Consider the following 17,629-nt stretch of genomic DNA (forward strand, 5'->3'; position numbering starts at 1 on the left):
ATTTTTAATATGCGGCGCTTTATTGTAAGCCACTTTTACTGGTTTAATTTTATTTGGTTTCAGTTAATGTGGTTTATTGCTGTTTTTTTTACGGTCAGCGGGCAGCTTTTTTTAATATTTTCTTTACTGCTGCATTTTTATTTGTCGCCTGATCGTAAATTTGACTTAGCCAGTTTAATCACTATCTCCGCAATAGGGGGAACGGTCGATCTGTTATTATCCTGGCTGGGAATAATGGTCTTTCCGGAAGCAACTCTTTTACCGCTGTGGTTAGTTTTATTATGGGCTCACTTTGCGGTGGCACTCAATCATGGCATGTCCTGGTTGAATCAAATTCCGCTCTATTTTCAAGTTATGTTTGGTGGATTATTCGGGCCGCTCAGTTATTACGCCGGATACAAATTTGGGGCGGTTGATTTTCCGCTTTCACCTTTACAGACATCATTGATATTGATAGTGATCTGGGCAACACTTTTACCCGTATACCTGTTTATATCGAGAAATTACGGTGATCGTTATGACAACGTTAAACAAAAACACAGCTAAAAAACGACTTACATTCGCACTCATTTCTGTGGCTTTTTTGCTATTTTCAAACCTCGCATATGCAAATGTGACGGCGCCACTTAAAACCGTCGGTCAAGGAGAAATGTCATGGTTGTTTATGGATGTTTATCAGGTTTCATTACACAGTGCCGATGGCCATTACGTCCACCAAGAATACCCTCAAGCTTTAACAATCCGCTACCAGCGCTCTTTTAAGAAAGAATGGTTGATCAAAGCAACGGCTGAAGAATGGCAAAAAATGAAGATTGACAGTCGGCAGTATGAACCCTGGTTAGCACAATTTTTTTCTTTATGGCCGAATGTAAATTCTGGCGATACGCTCACTTTTTTGGTGGCGAAAAATGGTCAAGGCACTTTTTATCATAATGATCGTTTATTAGGTGATATTAATAACCGGGATTTGAGCCGTGCTTTTCTGGATATATGGTTATCAAAAAAAACCAGTGAACCTGATTTACGCAGACAATTAATAGGTGAAATAAAATGAAAATATTGATCGGTTTAATCTTCAGTTTGATGATTTTAGGATGCAGTTCCCAAAACCTCGATGATTATGCGAATAGTTCTCCGAAGTTTGATGTTGAGTCTTATTTCAAAGGACCATTACAAGCACAGGGTATTGTTCTGGATCGTGGAGGAAAAGTAACACGCCGCTTTACGGTTGAGATGATCGGCACCTGGACAGGCAATCAAGGGAAATTAGAGGAGTGGTTTGTCTTTGATGACGGTGAAAAAACCACACGTACCTGGCAAATAACTAAATTAAAAGAGGGCCATTATATTGGCACTGCGGGTGATGTGGTTGGTAAAGCCCTTGGAGAAAGTAACGGTTTTGCACTGCATTGGGATTATCAATTAGATCTGCCCGTCGACGGCAAAGAGGTGCGGGTGACCTTTGATGATTGGTTATATCAGGTGGACAATAAGGTCGTCATAAATCGCAGTGTTATCACTAAATGGGGATTTAGAGTGGGTGAAGTGATTTTGGTGATCACTAAAAAATAGGCTGGCCATTTTTTCATTTAATCTCTCTGATCCATCAAGCGGATCGATAGGGTTAAAAACGCTTAAAACAGTTTTTAATCCTAATACTAATTTCAATACAAAGGGGTAAAATAGACTTACTCCACACTGCCTAAAAACACTTTTTCAAGGCAACCTGCAAATACAATAACGCCGCTTCGAAGATATTCAACTGTACAGATTGAGAATTAATGAGAACTGGTTTTTTTATCATTAATATGAAATTATGCTGGTAAATGAATTTTTAATCGTTTATTTTACATAACTACCGTTTTTTTTGAAGTTTTAACTGTTTTTTGTCTTACTTTCCCCTGAATAAAGTCAAATCAATACCAAAAAAAAGTATGGCCTTTAAGTGGTGATGTAGATTTTTTATGTTAAAACCTTATATAACAAGATGTTAACATCAAAGAGTTGTCGAATTAACAAAGTTGGATTTTATATTATTGAAACGGTAGAATAAGGAAATCATTTTCCATGTTATTAGATTGATTAAAGAGCAATATTTACATGAGCTTTTGCTTGTGTAGGGACGCTATTAGCGTTATTTTTTGAATCAGGAAGTTTTTTTAAAAGTGCAAATTTGCCCCTACTAACCAGTAGTTTCCTTTCTATAAAATAATATTGATTGCTTATGTTTGTGTTGACCTACAAATTAAGCCTTAACTAGCACTTTGAAAACAATAGATAAAACAGTATCGTTTTCGTTACTGTTTTATCTTGAAGGACGTATTTATGACTGATATAGAGCAAAACGCTCAAGGCCTTTATGTGCCAGAGATGGAACATGACGCCTGTGGTATAGGCTTTGTTGCACACTTGAAAAACCGCAAATCACATGCAATTGTTACCCAAGCTTTAGACATGCTCGCACGTATGGAGCATCGGGGTGGACAAGGCTGTGATCCCTGCAGTGGAGATGGTGCCGGTATTCTTTTACAAAAACCGCATGAGTTTTTAGTAACTGAAGCGTTAAAAATGGGTATTACTTTACCAAAATTCGACCAATATGGCGTAGGTACAATTCTCTTTCCAAAAGAGATTAATCAACGTAAAGAATGTCGTGAAATATTAGAACGAAATGTGCAGCGTTTAGGTCTTGAACTTATCGGCTACCGTGTCCTTCCTACTGATAATTCAATGATTGGTGAAGACCCATTAAGCACGGAACCGCAGTTTGAACATATGTTTGTAACGGGGGGGCCGGATATGGACCCCGCTGTATTGGAACGTAAATTATTTATTCTGCGTAATTATTCAACACGCATTTGTTTGCAGTCAGTTGATGAGATCGGTGATAATTTCTATATTAATACATTCTCTTATAAAACCATTGTTTACAAAGGTCAGTTAACCACTGAGCAAGTACCTCAGTACTTCCTTGATTTACAAAATCCAAGCATGGTAACCGCGCTTGCACTGGTACACTCTCGTTTCTCAACTAATACCTTCCCGCGCTGGCGTTTAGCGCAGCCTTTCCGTTATATCGCGCATAATGGTGAAATTAATACCGTACGTGGCAATATTAACTGGATGAAAGCCCGTGAATCTTTGCTGCAAGCCGAGTTTTTTACCCGTTCAGAACTGGATATGTTAATGCCAATCTGTACCGATGGTATGTCTGACTCTGCAAGTTTTGATATGGCCCTAGAATTATTAGTGCTTTCCGGTCGTAGCCTGCCACACGCATTGATGATGATGATCCCTGAAGCTTGGCAAGAAAACCATGACATGGATCCAAAGCGCCGCGCATTCTACCAATACCATGCAAACTTAATGGAACCCTGGGATGGCCCAGCTTCTGTTTGTTTCACCGATGGTGTGCAAGTAGGTGCTACGCTGGATAGAAACGGTCTGCGTCCTTCACGTTATTGTGTGACTAAAGATGATTTCTTAATCATGGCATCGGAAACCGGTGTGGTTAATATTGCACCTGAAAATATTAAACTTCGTGGTCGTCTGCAACCTGGTCGTATTTTTGTAGCGGATCTTAAACAGGGCCGGATCATCTCCGATGATGAAATAAAAGGCAGTATCGCAGCAAGACAGCCCTATGAAACCTGGTTAGCGGATAACCTGATTAAGTTGGAAAACCAGCCTGCAGCGCTAGAACGTAATCTTCAGCCTAAAGACGGTCACTTATTACGCCGTTTACAAGGTTTTGGTGTGACCTCGGAAGAGGTTAATGAGATTGTCTTGCCAATGATGCGTGAAGGTAAAGAGCCATTAGGCGCAATGGGCGTCGATTGGCCACTGGCTGTCCTTTCTCATCAAGCTCAGCATTTATCTCATTACTTTAAGCAATTGTTTGCACAGGTAACTAACCCGCCAATCGATCCGATTCGTGAGCGTATGGTTATGTCGCTAAAAACTTACTTAGGTAAAGATCAAAATCTATTAGCTGAAACACCTGAGCATTGTCATAAAGTCGAGCTTGAGTCTCCGGTATTAAGTAATGCCGAACTGCAAAAAATCAAAGCACTAGACGATAAAAACCTGCAGGCTAAAACATTAGATACGTTATTTAGAGCAACGGGTGAGCCGGGTAAATTAGCCCGATCATTAGATCGTATTTGTCGCTATGCGGAAGATGCGATTCATGATGGCTATTCCATTATTATTCTGTCGGATCGCAGTGCAACCTCTGATCACGCGCCGATTCCTGCCATGTTAGTGACGGCTGCGGTGCATCATTACCTTATCAAACGCGGCCTGCGTGCGCTCTGTGATATTGTCGTTGAAACCGGTGATGTACGTGAAACGCATCATTTTGCAACCATCATCGGTTACGGTGCATCAGCGGTTAATGCTTACTTAATTGAAGAGCTTATTGTTGACCTGCAGACGAAAAAACGCTTACCGGCGGATAAAGAAGTCGCAGAACTTTTTGCTTCGTACAAGGCTGCGATTGACGGCGGCCTGCTGAAAATATTTTCTAAAATGGGTATTTCAACCATTCAATCCTACCAGGGTGCGCAAATATTTGAAGCACTAGGTATCAGTAAATCGGTTGTTGAAAAATACTTTAAAGGCACTGTGACACGTATTCAGGGTTTATCAATCGATGATATTGCCACTGAAATTCTAGTGCGTCATCGTTTTGCTTACCCGCTACGTGAAGTGCCCGTCAACCGTTTGGATGTCGGGGGTATTTACCAGTGGAAACAACGTGGTGAAAAACATTTATTTAACCCGACTACTATTCCTTTATTACAAGATTCAACGCGTAACAAAAATTATGCACAGTTCAAAGAATATTGTGCAGCCGTTGACTCGCAGGGCGATGATGCCGCGACACTGCGTAGTCAGTTTGAATTTGTCCCTAATGCAACGGGTCCCATCGCGTTAGATAAAGTTGAATCATCTGAAAATATTCTAAAACGTTTTGCGACCGGCGCAATGAGCTTTGGTTCTATTTCCCATGAAGCCCACTCAACGTTGGCGATTGCAATGAACCGCATCGGCGCAAAATCCAACTCCGGTGAAGGTGGTGAAGATCCAATGCGTTTTCAGCCAAAAGATAATGGTGATTGGGAACGTTCTGCGATTAAACAGGTGGCATCGGGTCGTTTTGGTGTGACCTCATACTACTTGACTAATGCTGCTGAAATTCAGATTAAAATGGCGCAGGGTGCGAAACCAGGTGAAGGTGGTCAATTGCCAGGCCATAAAGTGGACGACTGGATTGGTCGTACCCGTCACTCGACACCGGGTGTTGGTTTGATTTCTCCTCCACCACATCACGATATCTATTCAATTGAAGATTTAGCACAGCTTATTTTCGATTTGAAAAATGCTAACCGTAAAGCGCGTGTGAATGTCAAACTGGTATCGGAAGCGGGTGTAGGTACTATTGCTTCGGGTGTTTGTAAAGCCAAAGCAGACGTTGTATTAATCGCCGGTTTTGACGGTGGTACAGGTGCATCGCCACTATCATCTATCCGTCATACGGGGTTACCGTGGGAGCTTGGTCTGGCTGAAACGCACCAAACTCTGCTTAAAAACGGTTTGCGTAACCGCATTGTGGTGCAGGCAGATGGGCAGATGAAAACGCCGCGTGACTTAACGATTGCAGCATTACTCGGCGCAGAAGAATGGGGTGTTGCTACAGCGGCACTGGTTGTTGAAGGTTGTATTATGATGCGCAAGTGTCATTTAAATACCTGCCCTGTGGGTATCGCGACACAAAATAAAACGCTGCGTGATCGTTTTGACGGTCGTGTTGAAGATGTTATTACTTTCTTCCAATACCTGGTAGAGGGAATGCGTGAAAACATGGCCATGCTTGGTTATGCGACTATCAATGAGATGGTTGGGCAAACCCAAAACCTGAAAGTGCGTGACAATATTAAACATTGGAAATACAAAAACTTAGACTTAAGCACTATTTTATTCAAAGAACCAGCTCAGGCGGAAGATGGTCTGTTTAATCAAACGGGTCAAAAGCATAACCTTGAAAATGTGCTGGATAGAGAGTTAATTAAGCTCGCTAAACCTGCCCTTGAAAAAGGTGAAGCGGTCAGCGCTGAGTTTGTTATTAAAAATACAGACCGCAGTTGCGGGACTATGCTTTCTAACGAAATATCAAAAGTGTACAGCGATCAGGGTTTACCAAAACCGATGCAGGTTAAATTTACCGGTTCTGCCGGACAATCTTTTGGTTGTTTCCTGGCAAAAGGTGTTGAGTTTACCGTTGAGGGTGACGCCAATGATTACTGGGGCAAAGGTTTATCGGGTGGTCAAATTGTCGTTTATCCATTCCGTAACTCATCGATTGTTGCTAAAGATAACATCATCATAGGTAACGTTTGTTTCTACGGTGCTACCTCTGGCGAGTCATACATTAATGGTATGGCAGGTGAACGTTTCTGTGTGCGTAACTCGGGCGCAGAAGTGGTTGTTGAGGGTGTTGGTGATCACGGTTGTGAATATATGACTGGCGGTATCGCTATTGTTCTGGGTGTAACTGGACGTAACTTCGCCGCGGGTATGAGCGGTGGTGTGGCATATGTTTGGGATCGTGATCAGTGCTTTACCAGCAATTGTAATATGGAACTGGTGGATATTGATCCGCTCGAGGAAGAAGATAAGGCGCTGATACTTGCTAAAGTGGCTAAACATTTTGCGTTAACTGAATCAAACGTTGCTCAAGAATTTTTAGCTGACCCCGAAGCAAGTCTCAGTCAAATCAAAAAAGTGATGCCGCGTGATTACAAAGCGGTTTTGCTGGCGAAAAAAAATAAAGGCCTTCAGCTTGCAAAAGAAAGCATCTCGGAAAGCGAGAAACAAGCGGCAAAAGCATCAACTCTTGATGCATGCAAGACAGGAGACGTATAATGGGAAAGCCAACTGGATTTTTAGAATTAGGGCGTGAACTACCTGGTAAATTACCAGTCGAAGAGCGTCTCAAACATAATAAAGAGTTTGTACAAAACGACGAATTTGGTAACAAAATCAGTGACCAAGCCTCTCGTTGTATGGATTGTGGTGTGCCTTTCTGTCACGACGGTTGTCCGATTGGTAACATTATTCCCGAGTTCAATGATGCGGTTTACCGTGAAAGTTGGGTAGAGGCTTGGGATATTCTAAGTGCAACTAATAACTTTCCTGAAGTCACCGGGCGTGTGTGTCCTGCTCCTTGTGAGACCTCATGTGTTCTTGGTATTAACCAGGATCCGGTTACGATTTGCAGTATAGAAAAAACCATTGCCGACAAAGCGTATGAAAATGGTTATGCTAAGCCTAAAATTCCAACATCACGCACGGGTAAAACAGTTGCCATCGTGGGCAGTGGACCCGCAGGTTTATCTGCCGCTGAGCAGCTAAATGGTGCCGGTCATACGGTCACTGTTTATGAACGTGACGAAAAAGTTGGCGGTTTAATGCGTTTTGGTATCCCTGACTTTAAGCTGGGTATGGATGTCATTGATCGTAAAATTGATGTGTTGGAAGAAGCCGGTATCAAGATGGTGGTGAATGCACACATTGGCGTTGATTTTGATGCTAAAGAGTTGCGTAAGCAGTTTGATGTGGTGTTATTGACTGGTGGTTCCACGGTGCCTCGTGATTTACCTATTCCGGGCCGAGATCTTAAGGGTGTCCATTTTGCGATGGAGTTCCTGGCGCAACATAACCGCCGTGCTAACGGTATGGAGATTAAAGCCGAAGAGATCCACGCCAAAGACGATCATGTTGTGGTGATTGGTGGCGGTGATACGGGGTCTGACTGTGTTGGTACCTCTAATCGTCATAGGGCAGCAAGCGTTACGCAAGTGGAAATTATGCCCGTTCCGCCTGAAAAACGTACGGTTAATATGCCTTGGCCTTCCTACCCGATGATCTTAAAAACAACGAGTTCACATGAGGAAGGTGTTGATCGTCATTGGTCTATTCTTACCAAAGAATTTATTGGTGATGAAAACGGCAATGTTAAAGAGTTAGTGGTTGCTGATATTGAGTGGGAAAAAGCGGAACCCGGTAAACGCCCTAATTTCAACGAGATTGAAGGTAGTGTTCGCAGCATTCCTTGTACTAAAGCCTTTCTAGCAATGGGGTTCTTACACCCGGAGCCGACGGGTATTTTAGCGCAGCTTAATATTGCATTGGATGAGCGTGGTAATGTTCAAACAACCGATTATGCAACCAGCCAAAAAGGTGTTTTTGCCTCTGGCGATATGCGTACCGGACAATCATTAGTTGTTCGCTGTATTAACGAAGGTCGTGAAGCATCCCGTGCAATTGATGCTTATTTGATGGGTTCATCGAACCTTGAAGCAATGGCAGACTCTTTAATGATGTCTGATTAAGGGCATGTAAATATTGTCTAAGTAATAACATGTAAAAAATGAACCGGTGATTGATCGGCTCATTAAAAAAGCAGCCTCCTCTCTTTTTAAGAGCAGGGGGCTTTTCCATTTTTGAATACAAATAAAATTTAAAGGTAAATTAATGATTTTAACCGATTTTGCAACCTCACCCCTGTCCGTAATGCCGGCAGTGGTCGCATTAGGTCTGGCAATTATTACCCGTCGTGTGTTGCTCTCTTTAGGATTAGGTATCGTTTTTGGTGCGTTATTATTGGTAAATTGGTCATTTTCAGAAGGTGCGATTTATATCCTGACCACGGTGAAAAGTGTCTTGATGGAAGAGGGCGGAATCAATACTTGGAATATGAGTATAGTGGGCTTTTTGTTACTGCTGGGGATGATGACTGCACTGTTAACGCTTTCGGGTGGTACGCGTGCTTTTTCTTTATGGGCACTCAATCATATTAAAGATAAACGCGGCGCATCACTACTAGCTGCATTTTTAGGGGTGTTCATTTTTATTGATGATTACTTTAACAGTCTGGCAGTCGGTTCAATTGCGAGGCCCGTAACCGACAGATTTCATGTTTCGCGTTCAAAATTGGCTTATATACTGGATTCGACCGCAGCCCCTATGTGCATTCTCATGCCGCTTTCGAGCTGGGGTGCTTATATTATGACTATTATTGGCGGTATTTTATTAAGTCATGGTATTACCGAATACTCGGCATTAGGCGCTTACGTCAGACTGATCCCGATGAATTTTTATGCCGTCTTTACCCTGTTAATGGTTTTTGCGGTTATCTGGTTCAAGCTCGATGTCGGTTTAATGAAACGCCATGAAATTGAAGCAGAAAAAAATGGCGCAGAAAAAAATGGTGATCATCAAGCGGCCGATTTGCATGATGAATTTGGCATTGAAGAAAGTGAAAAAGGCAAAGTGTCAGATCTTGTTTTACCGATTTTTGCGCTGATCGCAGCAACCCTGTTTTTTATGCAGTACACAGGAGGTCTGGCCTTGGCGGCAAATCAGCAAGCATTTTCAGTGTTGGGGGCATTTGAAAATACCGATGTTGGCATGTCTCTTTGTTACGGTGCGCTGGTCGGTCTGGCATTTGCAATATTTACCGTACTAAAACAAAAAATAGCTGCCAAATTTATTTTGCACGCCGCCTGGATTGGTGGCCGATCTATGTTTGGTGCCATTATTATTCTATTTTTTGCCTGGGCAATCGGCACTGTGATAGGTGACATGAAAACCGGGGCTTATTTATCCTCATTAGTACAAGGTAATATCGGGGTGCAGTGGTTGCCGGTCATTATGTTTGTATTATCGGGGGCAATGGCCTTTTCTACCGGCACTTCATGGGGTACCTTTGGTATTATGCTGCCGATTGCCGGTGATATGGCAGGTGCGACAGAGATAAGCTTAATGTTACCTATGTTAAGCGCGGTACTGGCGGGTTCTGTGTTTGGCGATCACTGCTCACCCATCTCCGATACGACTATTCTCTCTTCAACGGGCGCACGCTGCCGGCATATCGATCATGTGGCAACCCAATTACCCTACGCATTATCCGTTGCCGGCGTATCTGCCGTTGGTTTCGTGGTGATAGGCTTTACCGATTCCCTCAGCTTGTCTCTGCTTGCCTCATGTATCGCTTTTAGCGCGCTTATTGTTGTGCTGAAATTCTTGTCTAAACGGTAATGCTCCACGCTTTCGCTAAGCTGTTTTTATAAAAACAGCTTAGCCTTGTATGTAATGATTTAACGCCCTTTATTTAAGGGGCGTTTCACGTGATCAGACTTATCCACCCCCTTTACCAGCGTTTTTTTACTCGCTTGTAGGCTGCGCTGCTTGCGGTGCATAGAATGCACCCTACCGATAACATAATACTCATTCCATTAGTTAATTTTTTATGTTGGTTCCACTTTATGAAAAAATAAACTTGTGCTCAATGCTTGTGGTTAAGCCTGAAAGCGCAGCGTTAAGTCCTTTTACTCAAAAGCCAAGAAATTTATTATTAAGCGCAGATAACTGTTAATATAGGCACTCTATTTACCCTTTTGCACTTTCCCGGAAAACTTTATGTCTCATTCTACCCTCCATTCTTTTGATGATTTTTACCAACTATTGGCCGAAAGCCTTGAAAATAATAGTCTGACAAAACTGTTATTAAGCAAATATAGAGGTAATGATAAGAGCTTACAACGTATTACCGTTCGCCCTGTCATATTACAAAACGCGCCTGTCTTGTCTTTTGTTTACCGTCATCAAACTAATGATATTACTAAAAATTATTCTTATGAGGAAGGGATAGCGGCCATTAAGTTGTTGTTAAACGATGATTTTAAAAGTGCCTACTTATCTGCAGAATCCGTTGAAACGCAGTTGGAAATCAGCAAAAAAGGTAAAATCAACATAACGACTCATAAAGTCAAAGAAGCGAGTGGTAAAGTCACAGAAACGGCTAGCAGTCAGTTACAGCATGACAGGGAAAAGAAACGTTTCGTGGATATTAATCGTCCATTTTTAAGGATGCTTGGAGTCACAGACAAGCAGCATAATCTTATTCCCGCCATGTCGCGAAAATGGAAACAGATCAATAAATTTATTGAGGTTTTTAGCCAGGCTTTGAGCGTCTCACCGCAAGCGAGTGATCAGCCTATTAAGGTGGTTGATTTTGGCTCGGGTAAGGGATATTTAACCTTTGCCATTCATGACTATTTACGCCATAGCCTGCATAATAATGCCCAGGTAATAGGGGTTGAATTACGTCAGGGGCTAGCCGATTTATGTAATGAAACGGCTGCCACACTGGATCATGAGGGTTTGTCCTTTGTTTGCGGAGATGTAAAAACCCATGCACCCAAACAAACCGATGTGATGATTGCGCTGCATGCCTGTGATATTGCGACGGATTATGCCATTCATTATGGTATTCGCGCTAATGCCGGCATTATTATGTGTTCGCCATGTTGTCATAAACAGATTCGCCCGCAAATGCACAGCCCTGAATTATTCAAACCTATGCTGCAGTATGGTGTGCATATGGGGCTACAAGCGGAAATGGTGACTGATTCGCTACGTGCACTATTTTTAGAAGCACATGGTTATACAACTAAAGTGTTTGAATTTATCAGCCTTGAGCATACCAATAAAAATAAAATGATTTTGGCCGTTAAAAAGAATCAACACAAGGGCAAGGAAAGCATTGAAATACTTAAACAGATCGCTGACATAAAAGCGTTTTATGGTATTAAAGAACATTGCCTTGAAACCTTATTGAATGAAAGCAGCAGCAATTAATGAGCGAGTTAATTTTTTTTGATAATTTAAATAACCCCCGTTTTGATTAAAAACGGGGGTTATTACCTTTTCAGTCATCAGAAAAGCAGCCATTGATATCCCGCAGCACCATTATCCTGCTAACCAAGTGGTCAATAATGACCAGGCAATTGCAAACATAATGATCGCGACAGTAATATCAATTGCACCTTTGATATGGGGTTTACTGAGTTGTTTCGACAATTTAGCGGCCCCTATTGCTAAGGTGAAAAACCAAAAAACCGATGCAGACATAAGCCCAAGCATAAAGTATATTTTATTGCTGCCCTGATATTGCCCGCCAACACTGCCGATGATCATAAGCATATCAATGTACACATGCGGGTTTAAAAAGGTGACTAGAAAGCTGCTGATTAAAACTATTTTTAACGACTTTTTTGCCGATCTGCCAGAGGCACTATCCGTTGTCCCGCTAAAGGCCGCTTTGACTGACATTGCAGCGTAACTGCATAAAAAAAGTATGCCGCCCCAGGTTAACAAATCAAACATTATTTCATTACTGGCTAATAGAAAGCTGCCACCCATCACTCCAAAGGTAATTAATAAAATATCAGACAACGCAAAAAATGATGCGGTTAATAAATGATGATTACGATTAATTCCCTGATTTAGCATCATTGCATTTTGACTTCCAAGTGGAAGAATCATGCTGATCCCAAGGGCAAATCCTTTTGCTAACAATATTAAACTCATTTTATTTAAACCCCTTATGGTTAACCTCAGCACGGGATAAGCAAAACGATACAATACCGTTATTTTCGCGTATTTCTGTGTTAAATCATCTAACAATAGCCCGCTATTGCGTTGATAATTTGCCTTGAACTACACAAAACTAACGGCACTGTATAATATAAAAGTGTAACAATATGAGATTGAATATTATTACGCTTTCATTATCCCGAGTTGAGGTTATTTATGTGAGGCAGAATTTTGCACGCTTTAACCATATAAGTATAATGAATAATATTTATGATATATAAGTTTGGCTTATGATGAATTTAGATTACAAACTATTATCTGCATTAAATGCGGTGGTTGAACAGCAAGGTTTTGAGCTTGCTGCTAAAAAGCTGTTTATCAGCCAGCCTGCAATTTCATTGCGCCTGAAAAATTTGGAAGAGAAGGTCGGTCAACCATTGGTTATTCGCGGGCATCCTATTAGGGTGACCGCTGCCGGTGAAAAGCTGTTAAGTCATTATAAAATGGTACAGCAGTTAGAAAATGATTTAATAACCGATTTATTCCCCGCTATACCGAGTCACCCGGTAAAAATATCTTTAGCGGTCAATGCGGACAGCATTGCTACTTGGTTTCTTGATGCGATGGCACCTATTTTAAAAAAATATCTTATTGAAATGAATTTAATAACCGCTAATGGGGCAGAAACCCTGAATAAGTTACGCTCTGGGCAAGCGGTTGGTGCCGTGATGAATATAGAGTCGCCTCTGCCCGGTTATCGCTCTTTTAAACTGGGAGGCATGAATTATATATTAGTTGCCTCAAAGGATTTTCGACAGCAATATTTCAGTCAGGGGGTTAATAAGGAAAGCTTAAAAATGGCCCCGAGCATGAACTATGATTATAGAGATAATATGCACCAGGATTTTATGAATAAACACTTTGACTTGGATGCCAGCGAATACTCCAGCCATAAAATAAGCTCATCGGAAGCCTTTGTCGATTTGGCAAAACGCAGTTTAGCTTGCTGTTTAATTCCACAATTGCAGATAGAAAGGGAGCTGGCCGACGGGGAACTTATTAATCTCTGTCCAAAGTATCGATTAAGCGAAACACTTTACTGGCACAGTTGGGTATTAGTGAAAGGGTTAAATAAACAAATTTCGCAGGAAATAGTGGCTTACGGGCGACAAGTTTTAGAAAACTAATAATAAGTCTGTTGATGGTTATTTGAAGTATCTCGTAGGGTGTGCTTCAGCACCGATTGCCGCTGCTTACGGTGCATAGAATGCACTCTACCGATAACATAAACCCCATTCCATTAATTAAGATCATAATTTAATTTCTTTGGTATAACACTTGATCGATTTATTAATTTCTTTGCTATAAACAAAAAAGCACAGTCAGAAAAAACTGACTGTGCTTTTTAATTTTATTTCAATGTTACTTTATTAAGCCGTACGTTGATTAGCAATATACTCATTATAAGTACCCTGGAAGTTAACCAGTTTATTATCCTTAATATCAACAATACGCGTCGCTAATGATGAAACAAATTTGCGGTCATGACTGACAAAAATCAAGGTACCTTGATAAACTTTCAGGGCATCATTTAAGGCATCAATCGCTTCGATATCCATGTGGTTAGTCGGTTCATCCATCACTAATACATTAATATCCTGCATCATTAACTTGCCAAATAGAAGGCGATTTTTTTCACCACCGGAACAATTTCTGGCTTTCTTATTGGAATCATCGGCGGTAAATAATAAACGGCCCAACATACCCCGCACGATAAGATCATCGTGTTTAATAGTGCGCCACTGTGAGATCCAGTCAAACAGATTTAAGTCATTATCAAAGTCTGCAGTACTGTCCTGCGGGCAATAACCGACAGATGCATTTTCAGACCACTTAACCACACCTTCTTTGTTTTGCAGTTCATTCACTAAACAACGCAGAAAAGTGGATTTACCCACACCGTTTTCACCGATAACGGCTAATTTTGCGCCTGCTTCTAAAATCAGTTCGCCGCCTTCAAATAGCATTTGATCATCAAAACCATGACCAATATTTTCCAGAATTAACGCCTGGCGATGCATTCTTTTACCCTCAGGAAAACTCAATGAAGGTGACATACGACTTGATGCTTTAACTTCATCAAGTTTGATTTTATCCATTTTTTTAGCGCGTGAACTCGCCTGTTTTGCTTTAGAGGCGTTGGCCCCAAAGCGATTCACAAAGTCCTGCAATTCGTTGATTTCAGCACTTTTCTTGGAGTTTTCTGCCAATAATTGTTCACGAATCAAACCTGCTGCGGCCATGAAGTATTCGTAATTACCGGGGTAAATACGTAATTCACCGTAATCAATATCGGCCATATGCGTACAGACAGAGTTTAAAAAATGGCGGTCATGGGAAATAATTATCATGGTACATTTACGTTGATTAAGCTCGCCCGATAACCAGTCAATAGTATTGATGTCCAGGTTGTTGGTAGGCTCATCAAGCAGCAACAGGTCGGGGTTAGCAAACAGTGCTTGTGCCAGTAATACGCGTAATTTCCAACCCGGTGCAACTTGCTGCATCAGGCCAAAATGAAACTCTTCTTCAATACCCGCGGATAACAAAATGTCACCGGCACGACTTTCTGCGGTGTAACCATCCATTTCAGCAAATTCACTTTCCAATTCACCAACGGCCATACCATCGGCTTCGGTCATTTCAGCTTTTGCGTAGATACGATCACGTTCTTGTTTAACTTTCCATAATGCAAGATCGCCCATTATAACAACGTCAATAACATTATATTGCTCAAACGCAAATTGATCCTGGCTTAAAATACCCACTTTAAGCCCGACTGCTTGAGAGACATTACCTGAGCTTGGTGCCTGCTCTCCACTGAGGATTTTCATAAAAGTAGATTTGCCGCAACCATTCGCGCCAATTAAACCATAGCGGTTGCCCTTACTAAATTTAGCTGAAATGTTTTCAAACAAAGGCTCAGCGCCGAACTGCATAGTGATGTTAGCTGTACTAATGATAATTTGTTCACTCCACGTTAAAATTCTTTAAACTCAAAGGTAAGTTATATAAAAACATTACCTTATAATATTTGGTCGCAGAGTATACCAGTGAAAAGTGTTAACCGCATTACACTTCGTCTTTAAAAACGAATAATAAATAAGCAAAATAATAAAACTATTTAAATTTCAATGACTAAATTTAGTTGCTGAATAATAAGTCATTGCCATTTTTTCCTTTTACCGTCTGCGCAAACAGTTGTTTTGGGATTTATTATCCTTGAACTTTTATTTGTTATGGGGATTGCCGGTTTGTACCGGCTAGCAAAAGGAGCGTTTAAGATTATTTACCTAAGATCCTTACGCAGTATCTTGCCGACATTACTTTTAGGCAGTGCATCTCTTTGTTCAAACAAACGCGGAATTTTATAACCAGTCAGATATTTTTTACAGTGAGATCGGATTTCTTTATGGCTTAAAGAAATATCGCTAACATAGAATAACTTTATTTTTTCACCGATTATTTCATCAGGGACACCAATAGCCGCTGCTTCAATGATATTCGAATGAAGTACTGCCACCTCTTCAATTTCAGAAGGATAAACATTAAACCCGGAGACTAAGATCATATCTTTTTTGCGATCCACCAGGGTGAAAAAACCGCGATCATCCATTTGCCCAATATCACCGCTTTTAAAAAAACCATCCTGAGTAAAAGCATTCTCGCTTTCTTGCGGTTGTCGCCAGTAACCGGGCATCACCTGCGGGCCTTTAATCTGTATTTCACCAATTTCACCGACCGTAAGCGGGTTATCGTTAACATCGGCAATCCGCATCTCAGTACTCGGAAGTGGCACTCCAATATTTGCCTGAAAACTTTCCTGCGTATGAACGCCACCGGCTACAACGGGTGAACATTCCGTTAGCCCGTAACCTTCGATAATAGTCATGCCGGTCAATGCTTCCCATTCGGCAGCGATCTTTTTTTGGGTTGCCATCCCGCCGGCAATAACAATGCGCGCCTGGCTAAAGTCCAGTGCTCTGAAAGAGGGGGTTTTTAATAGCGCGTTTAACAGTGTATTTAAGCCAAATAGCATAGTGAAAGGGTATTTTTGTAAATCTTTTACGAAACTTTTGATATCTCTCGGATTAGTTATCAGAAGATTTTGCCCGCCCATAAACATCAGCATCATCATACTGACGGTATTGGCGAAAATATGGTAAAGCGGTAAAGGTGTCACCGCTTTTTCTTTATTCAACAAGGTTCTCGGGCCAAAATGGGCGAAAACCTGCAGCACATTGGCAATAATATTTTGATGGGTCAATACGGCCCCTTTAGCAATACCGGTCGTGCCACCCGTGTATTGTAAAAATGCGATATCTGTAGGTAAAACAGTCGGCCGAAGATAACGCTGTAATGCGCCCTGGGTTAATACTCTGCGCATTGAAATAGCCGATGGCAGGTAATATTTAGGCACCATTTTCTTAATATATTTAACCACAAAATTAACTAAGCTGCGTTTGTAGGGGGATAATTGATCACCAATGCGGGTTAAAATAATATGTTTAATCTCGGTATCTGCTAGCACCTGCTGCAGACTGTTACCAAAATTGGTGACCGCCACAATAGCGGTTGCACCCGAATCTTTTAACGGGTGGCGGAGCTCTCTTGGGGTATACAGAGGATTAATATTAACCACCACCAGTCCCGCCCGTAATGCACCAAATAATGCAATTGGATACTGCAGCAGATTGGGCATCATCAATGCAATCCTTTCGCCCGGTTGCAGCAAAAGTGTGTTTTGGCAATAGGATGCAAAGGCTTTACTCTTTAAATCTAACTGTTGATAAGTGAGTGAATGACCCATATTGATAAAGGCAATATTATCCGCGTATTTTTCGCAGCAATGTTCAAACAAGGATAATAAATTATCGAACTCAGTAATATTAATGTCGTGAGGGACATCACTGGGGTAGCTTTTATACCAAGCTTTATCGGTGAGCGTCATTGGGTCGCCTTAGTTGAGTAGTGGATTTTTTATTATAACTAACGAGCGACAAGATGCAGGTTTAAAATGAGTATTCATAATGTGAGTAACATAAATTTCATTGGATCATTCGCCTTGGCAAGCTGCTTGTTATTCAACTATAGTTTTGGTTAGTTTTAGGAATTAGTTTTTAAA

Annotated in this window: 11 protein-coding genes; 8 read left to right on the forward strand and 3 right to left on the reverse strand. The window is 41.3% G+C overall.

Annotated features, from left to right (window positions below; genetic code table 11):
• Window positions 1–9 precede the first annotated feature (9 nt).
• The 7 genes from CXF72_RS09020 (at window position 10) to CXF72_RS09050 (ending at window position 11,706) form a co-directional block, all read left to right on the forward strand.
• Window positions 10–546 (forward strand): DUF2878 domain-containing protein, encoded by a 537-nt coding sequence (locus CXF72_RS09020; protein WP_269801170.1) that lies wholly within the window; start codon window positions 10–12, stop codon window positions 544–546.
• A complete protein-coding gene (locus CXF72_RS09025) occupies window positions 518–1,054 on the forward strand; it encodes a chalcone isomerase family protein (protein WP_101038642.1) in 537 nt (178 codons plus the stop codon). Before CXF72_RS09020 ends, CXF72_RS09025 begins: the two co-directional genes overlap by 29 nt.
• Window positions 1,051–1,572, forward strand: a complete 522-nt coding sequence (locus CXF72_RS09030; RefSeq protein ID WP_101038643.1) for a DUF3833 domain-containing protein — start codon at window positions 1,051–1,053, stop codon at window positions 1,570–1,572. The genes CXF72_RS09025 and CXF72_RS09030 overlap by 4 nt, the downstream gene beginning before the upstream one ends.
• 753 nt (window positions 1,573–2,325) lie before the next feature.
• Window positions 2,326–6,927: a glutamate synthase large subunit gene (gene gltB, locus CXF72_RS09035; RefSeq protein ID WP_101038644.1), complete on the forward strand. Its 4,602-nt coding sequence runs from the start codon at window positions 2,326–2,328 to the stop codon at window positions 6,925–6,927.
• Entirely contained in the window at window positions 6,927–8,396 is a 1,470-nt protein-coding gene (locus CXF72_RS09040; protein WP_101038645.1) for a glutamate synthase subunit beta, read from the forward strand. The genes gltB and CXF72_RS09040 overlap by 1 nt, the downstream gene beginning before the upstream one ends.
• A 142-nt stretch (window positions 8,397–8,538) precedes the next feature.
• Window positions 8,539–10,104: a Na+/H+ antiporter NhaC family protein gene (locus CXF72_RS09045; RefSeq protein ID WP_101038646.1), complete on the forward strand. Its 1,566-nt coding sequence runs from the start codon at window positions 8,539–8,541 to the stop codon at window positions 10,102–10,104.
• Window positions 10,105–10,485: 381 nt separating this feature from the next.
• Window positions 10,486–11,706, forward strand: coding sequence for a class I SAM-dependent methyltransferase (locus tag CXF72_RS09050; protein WP_101038647.1), 1,221 nt, complete (start codon window positions 10,486–10,488; stop codon window positions 11,704–11,706).
• Between the two features lie 111 nt (window positions 11,707–11,817).
• Here CXF72_RS09050 and CXF72_RS09055 read toward each other — a convergent pair whose 3' ends face one another.
• Window positions 11,818–12,438 (reverse strand): LysE/ArgO family amino acid transporter, encoded by a 621-nt coding sequence (locus CXF72_RS09055; RefSeq protein ID WP_101038648.1) that lies wholly within the window; start codon window positions 12,436–12,438, stop codon window positions 11,818–11,820.
• A 296-nt stretch (window positions 12,439–12,734) separates the two neighbouring features.
• Here CXF72_RS09055 and CXF72_RS09060 point away from each other — a divergent pair, with 296 nt between their 5' ends.
• Complete coding sequence (locus CXF72_RS09060) at window positions 12,735–13,631, forward strand: LysR family transcriptional regulator ArgP (protein WP_101038649.1); 897 nt, start codon at window positions 12,735–12,737, stop codon at window positions 13,629–13,631.
• A 243-nt stretch (window positions 13,632–13,874) separates the two neighbouring features.
• Here CXF72_RS09060 and CXF72_RS09065 read toward each other — a convergent pair whose 3' ends face one another.
• Both CXF72_RS09065 and CXF72_RS09070 read right to left on the reverse strand, forming a co-directional pair.
• A complete protein-coding gene (locus CXF72_RS09065) occupies window positions 13,875–15,467 on the reverse strand; it encodes an ABC-F family ATPase (RefSeq protein ID WP_101038650.1) in 1,593 nt (530 codons plus the stop codon).
• Window positions 15,468–15,793: 326 nt separating this feature from the next.
• Window positions 15,794–17,455, reverse strand: a complete 1,662-nt coding sequence (locus CXF72_RS09070; protein WP_101038651.1) for an AMP-binding protein — start codon at window positions 17,453–17,455, stop codon at window positions 15,794–15,796.
• Between the last annotated feature and the right edge of the window lie 174 nt (window positions 17,456–17,629).

The organism is Psychromonas sp. MB-3u-54 (assembly GCF_002836415.1).
Lineage (GTDB): Bacteria > Pseudomonadota > Gammaproteobacteria > Enterobacterales > Psychromonadaceae > Psychromonas.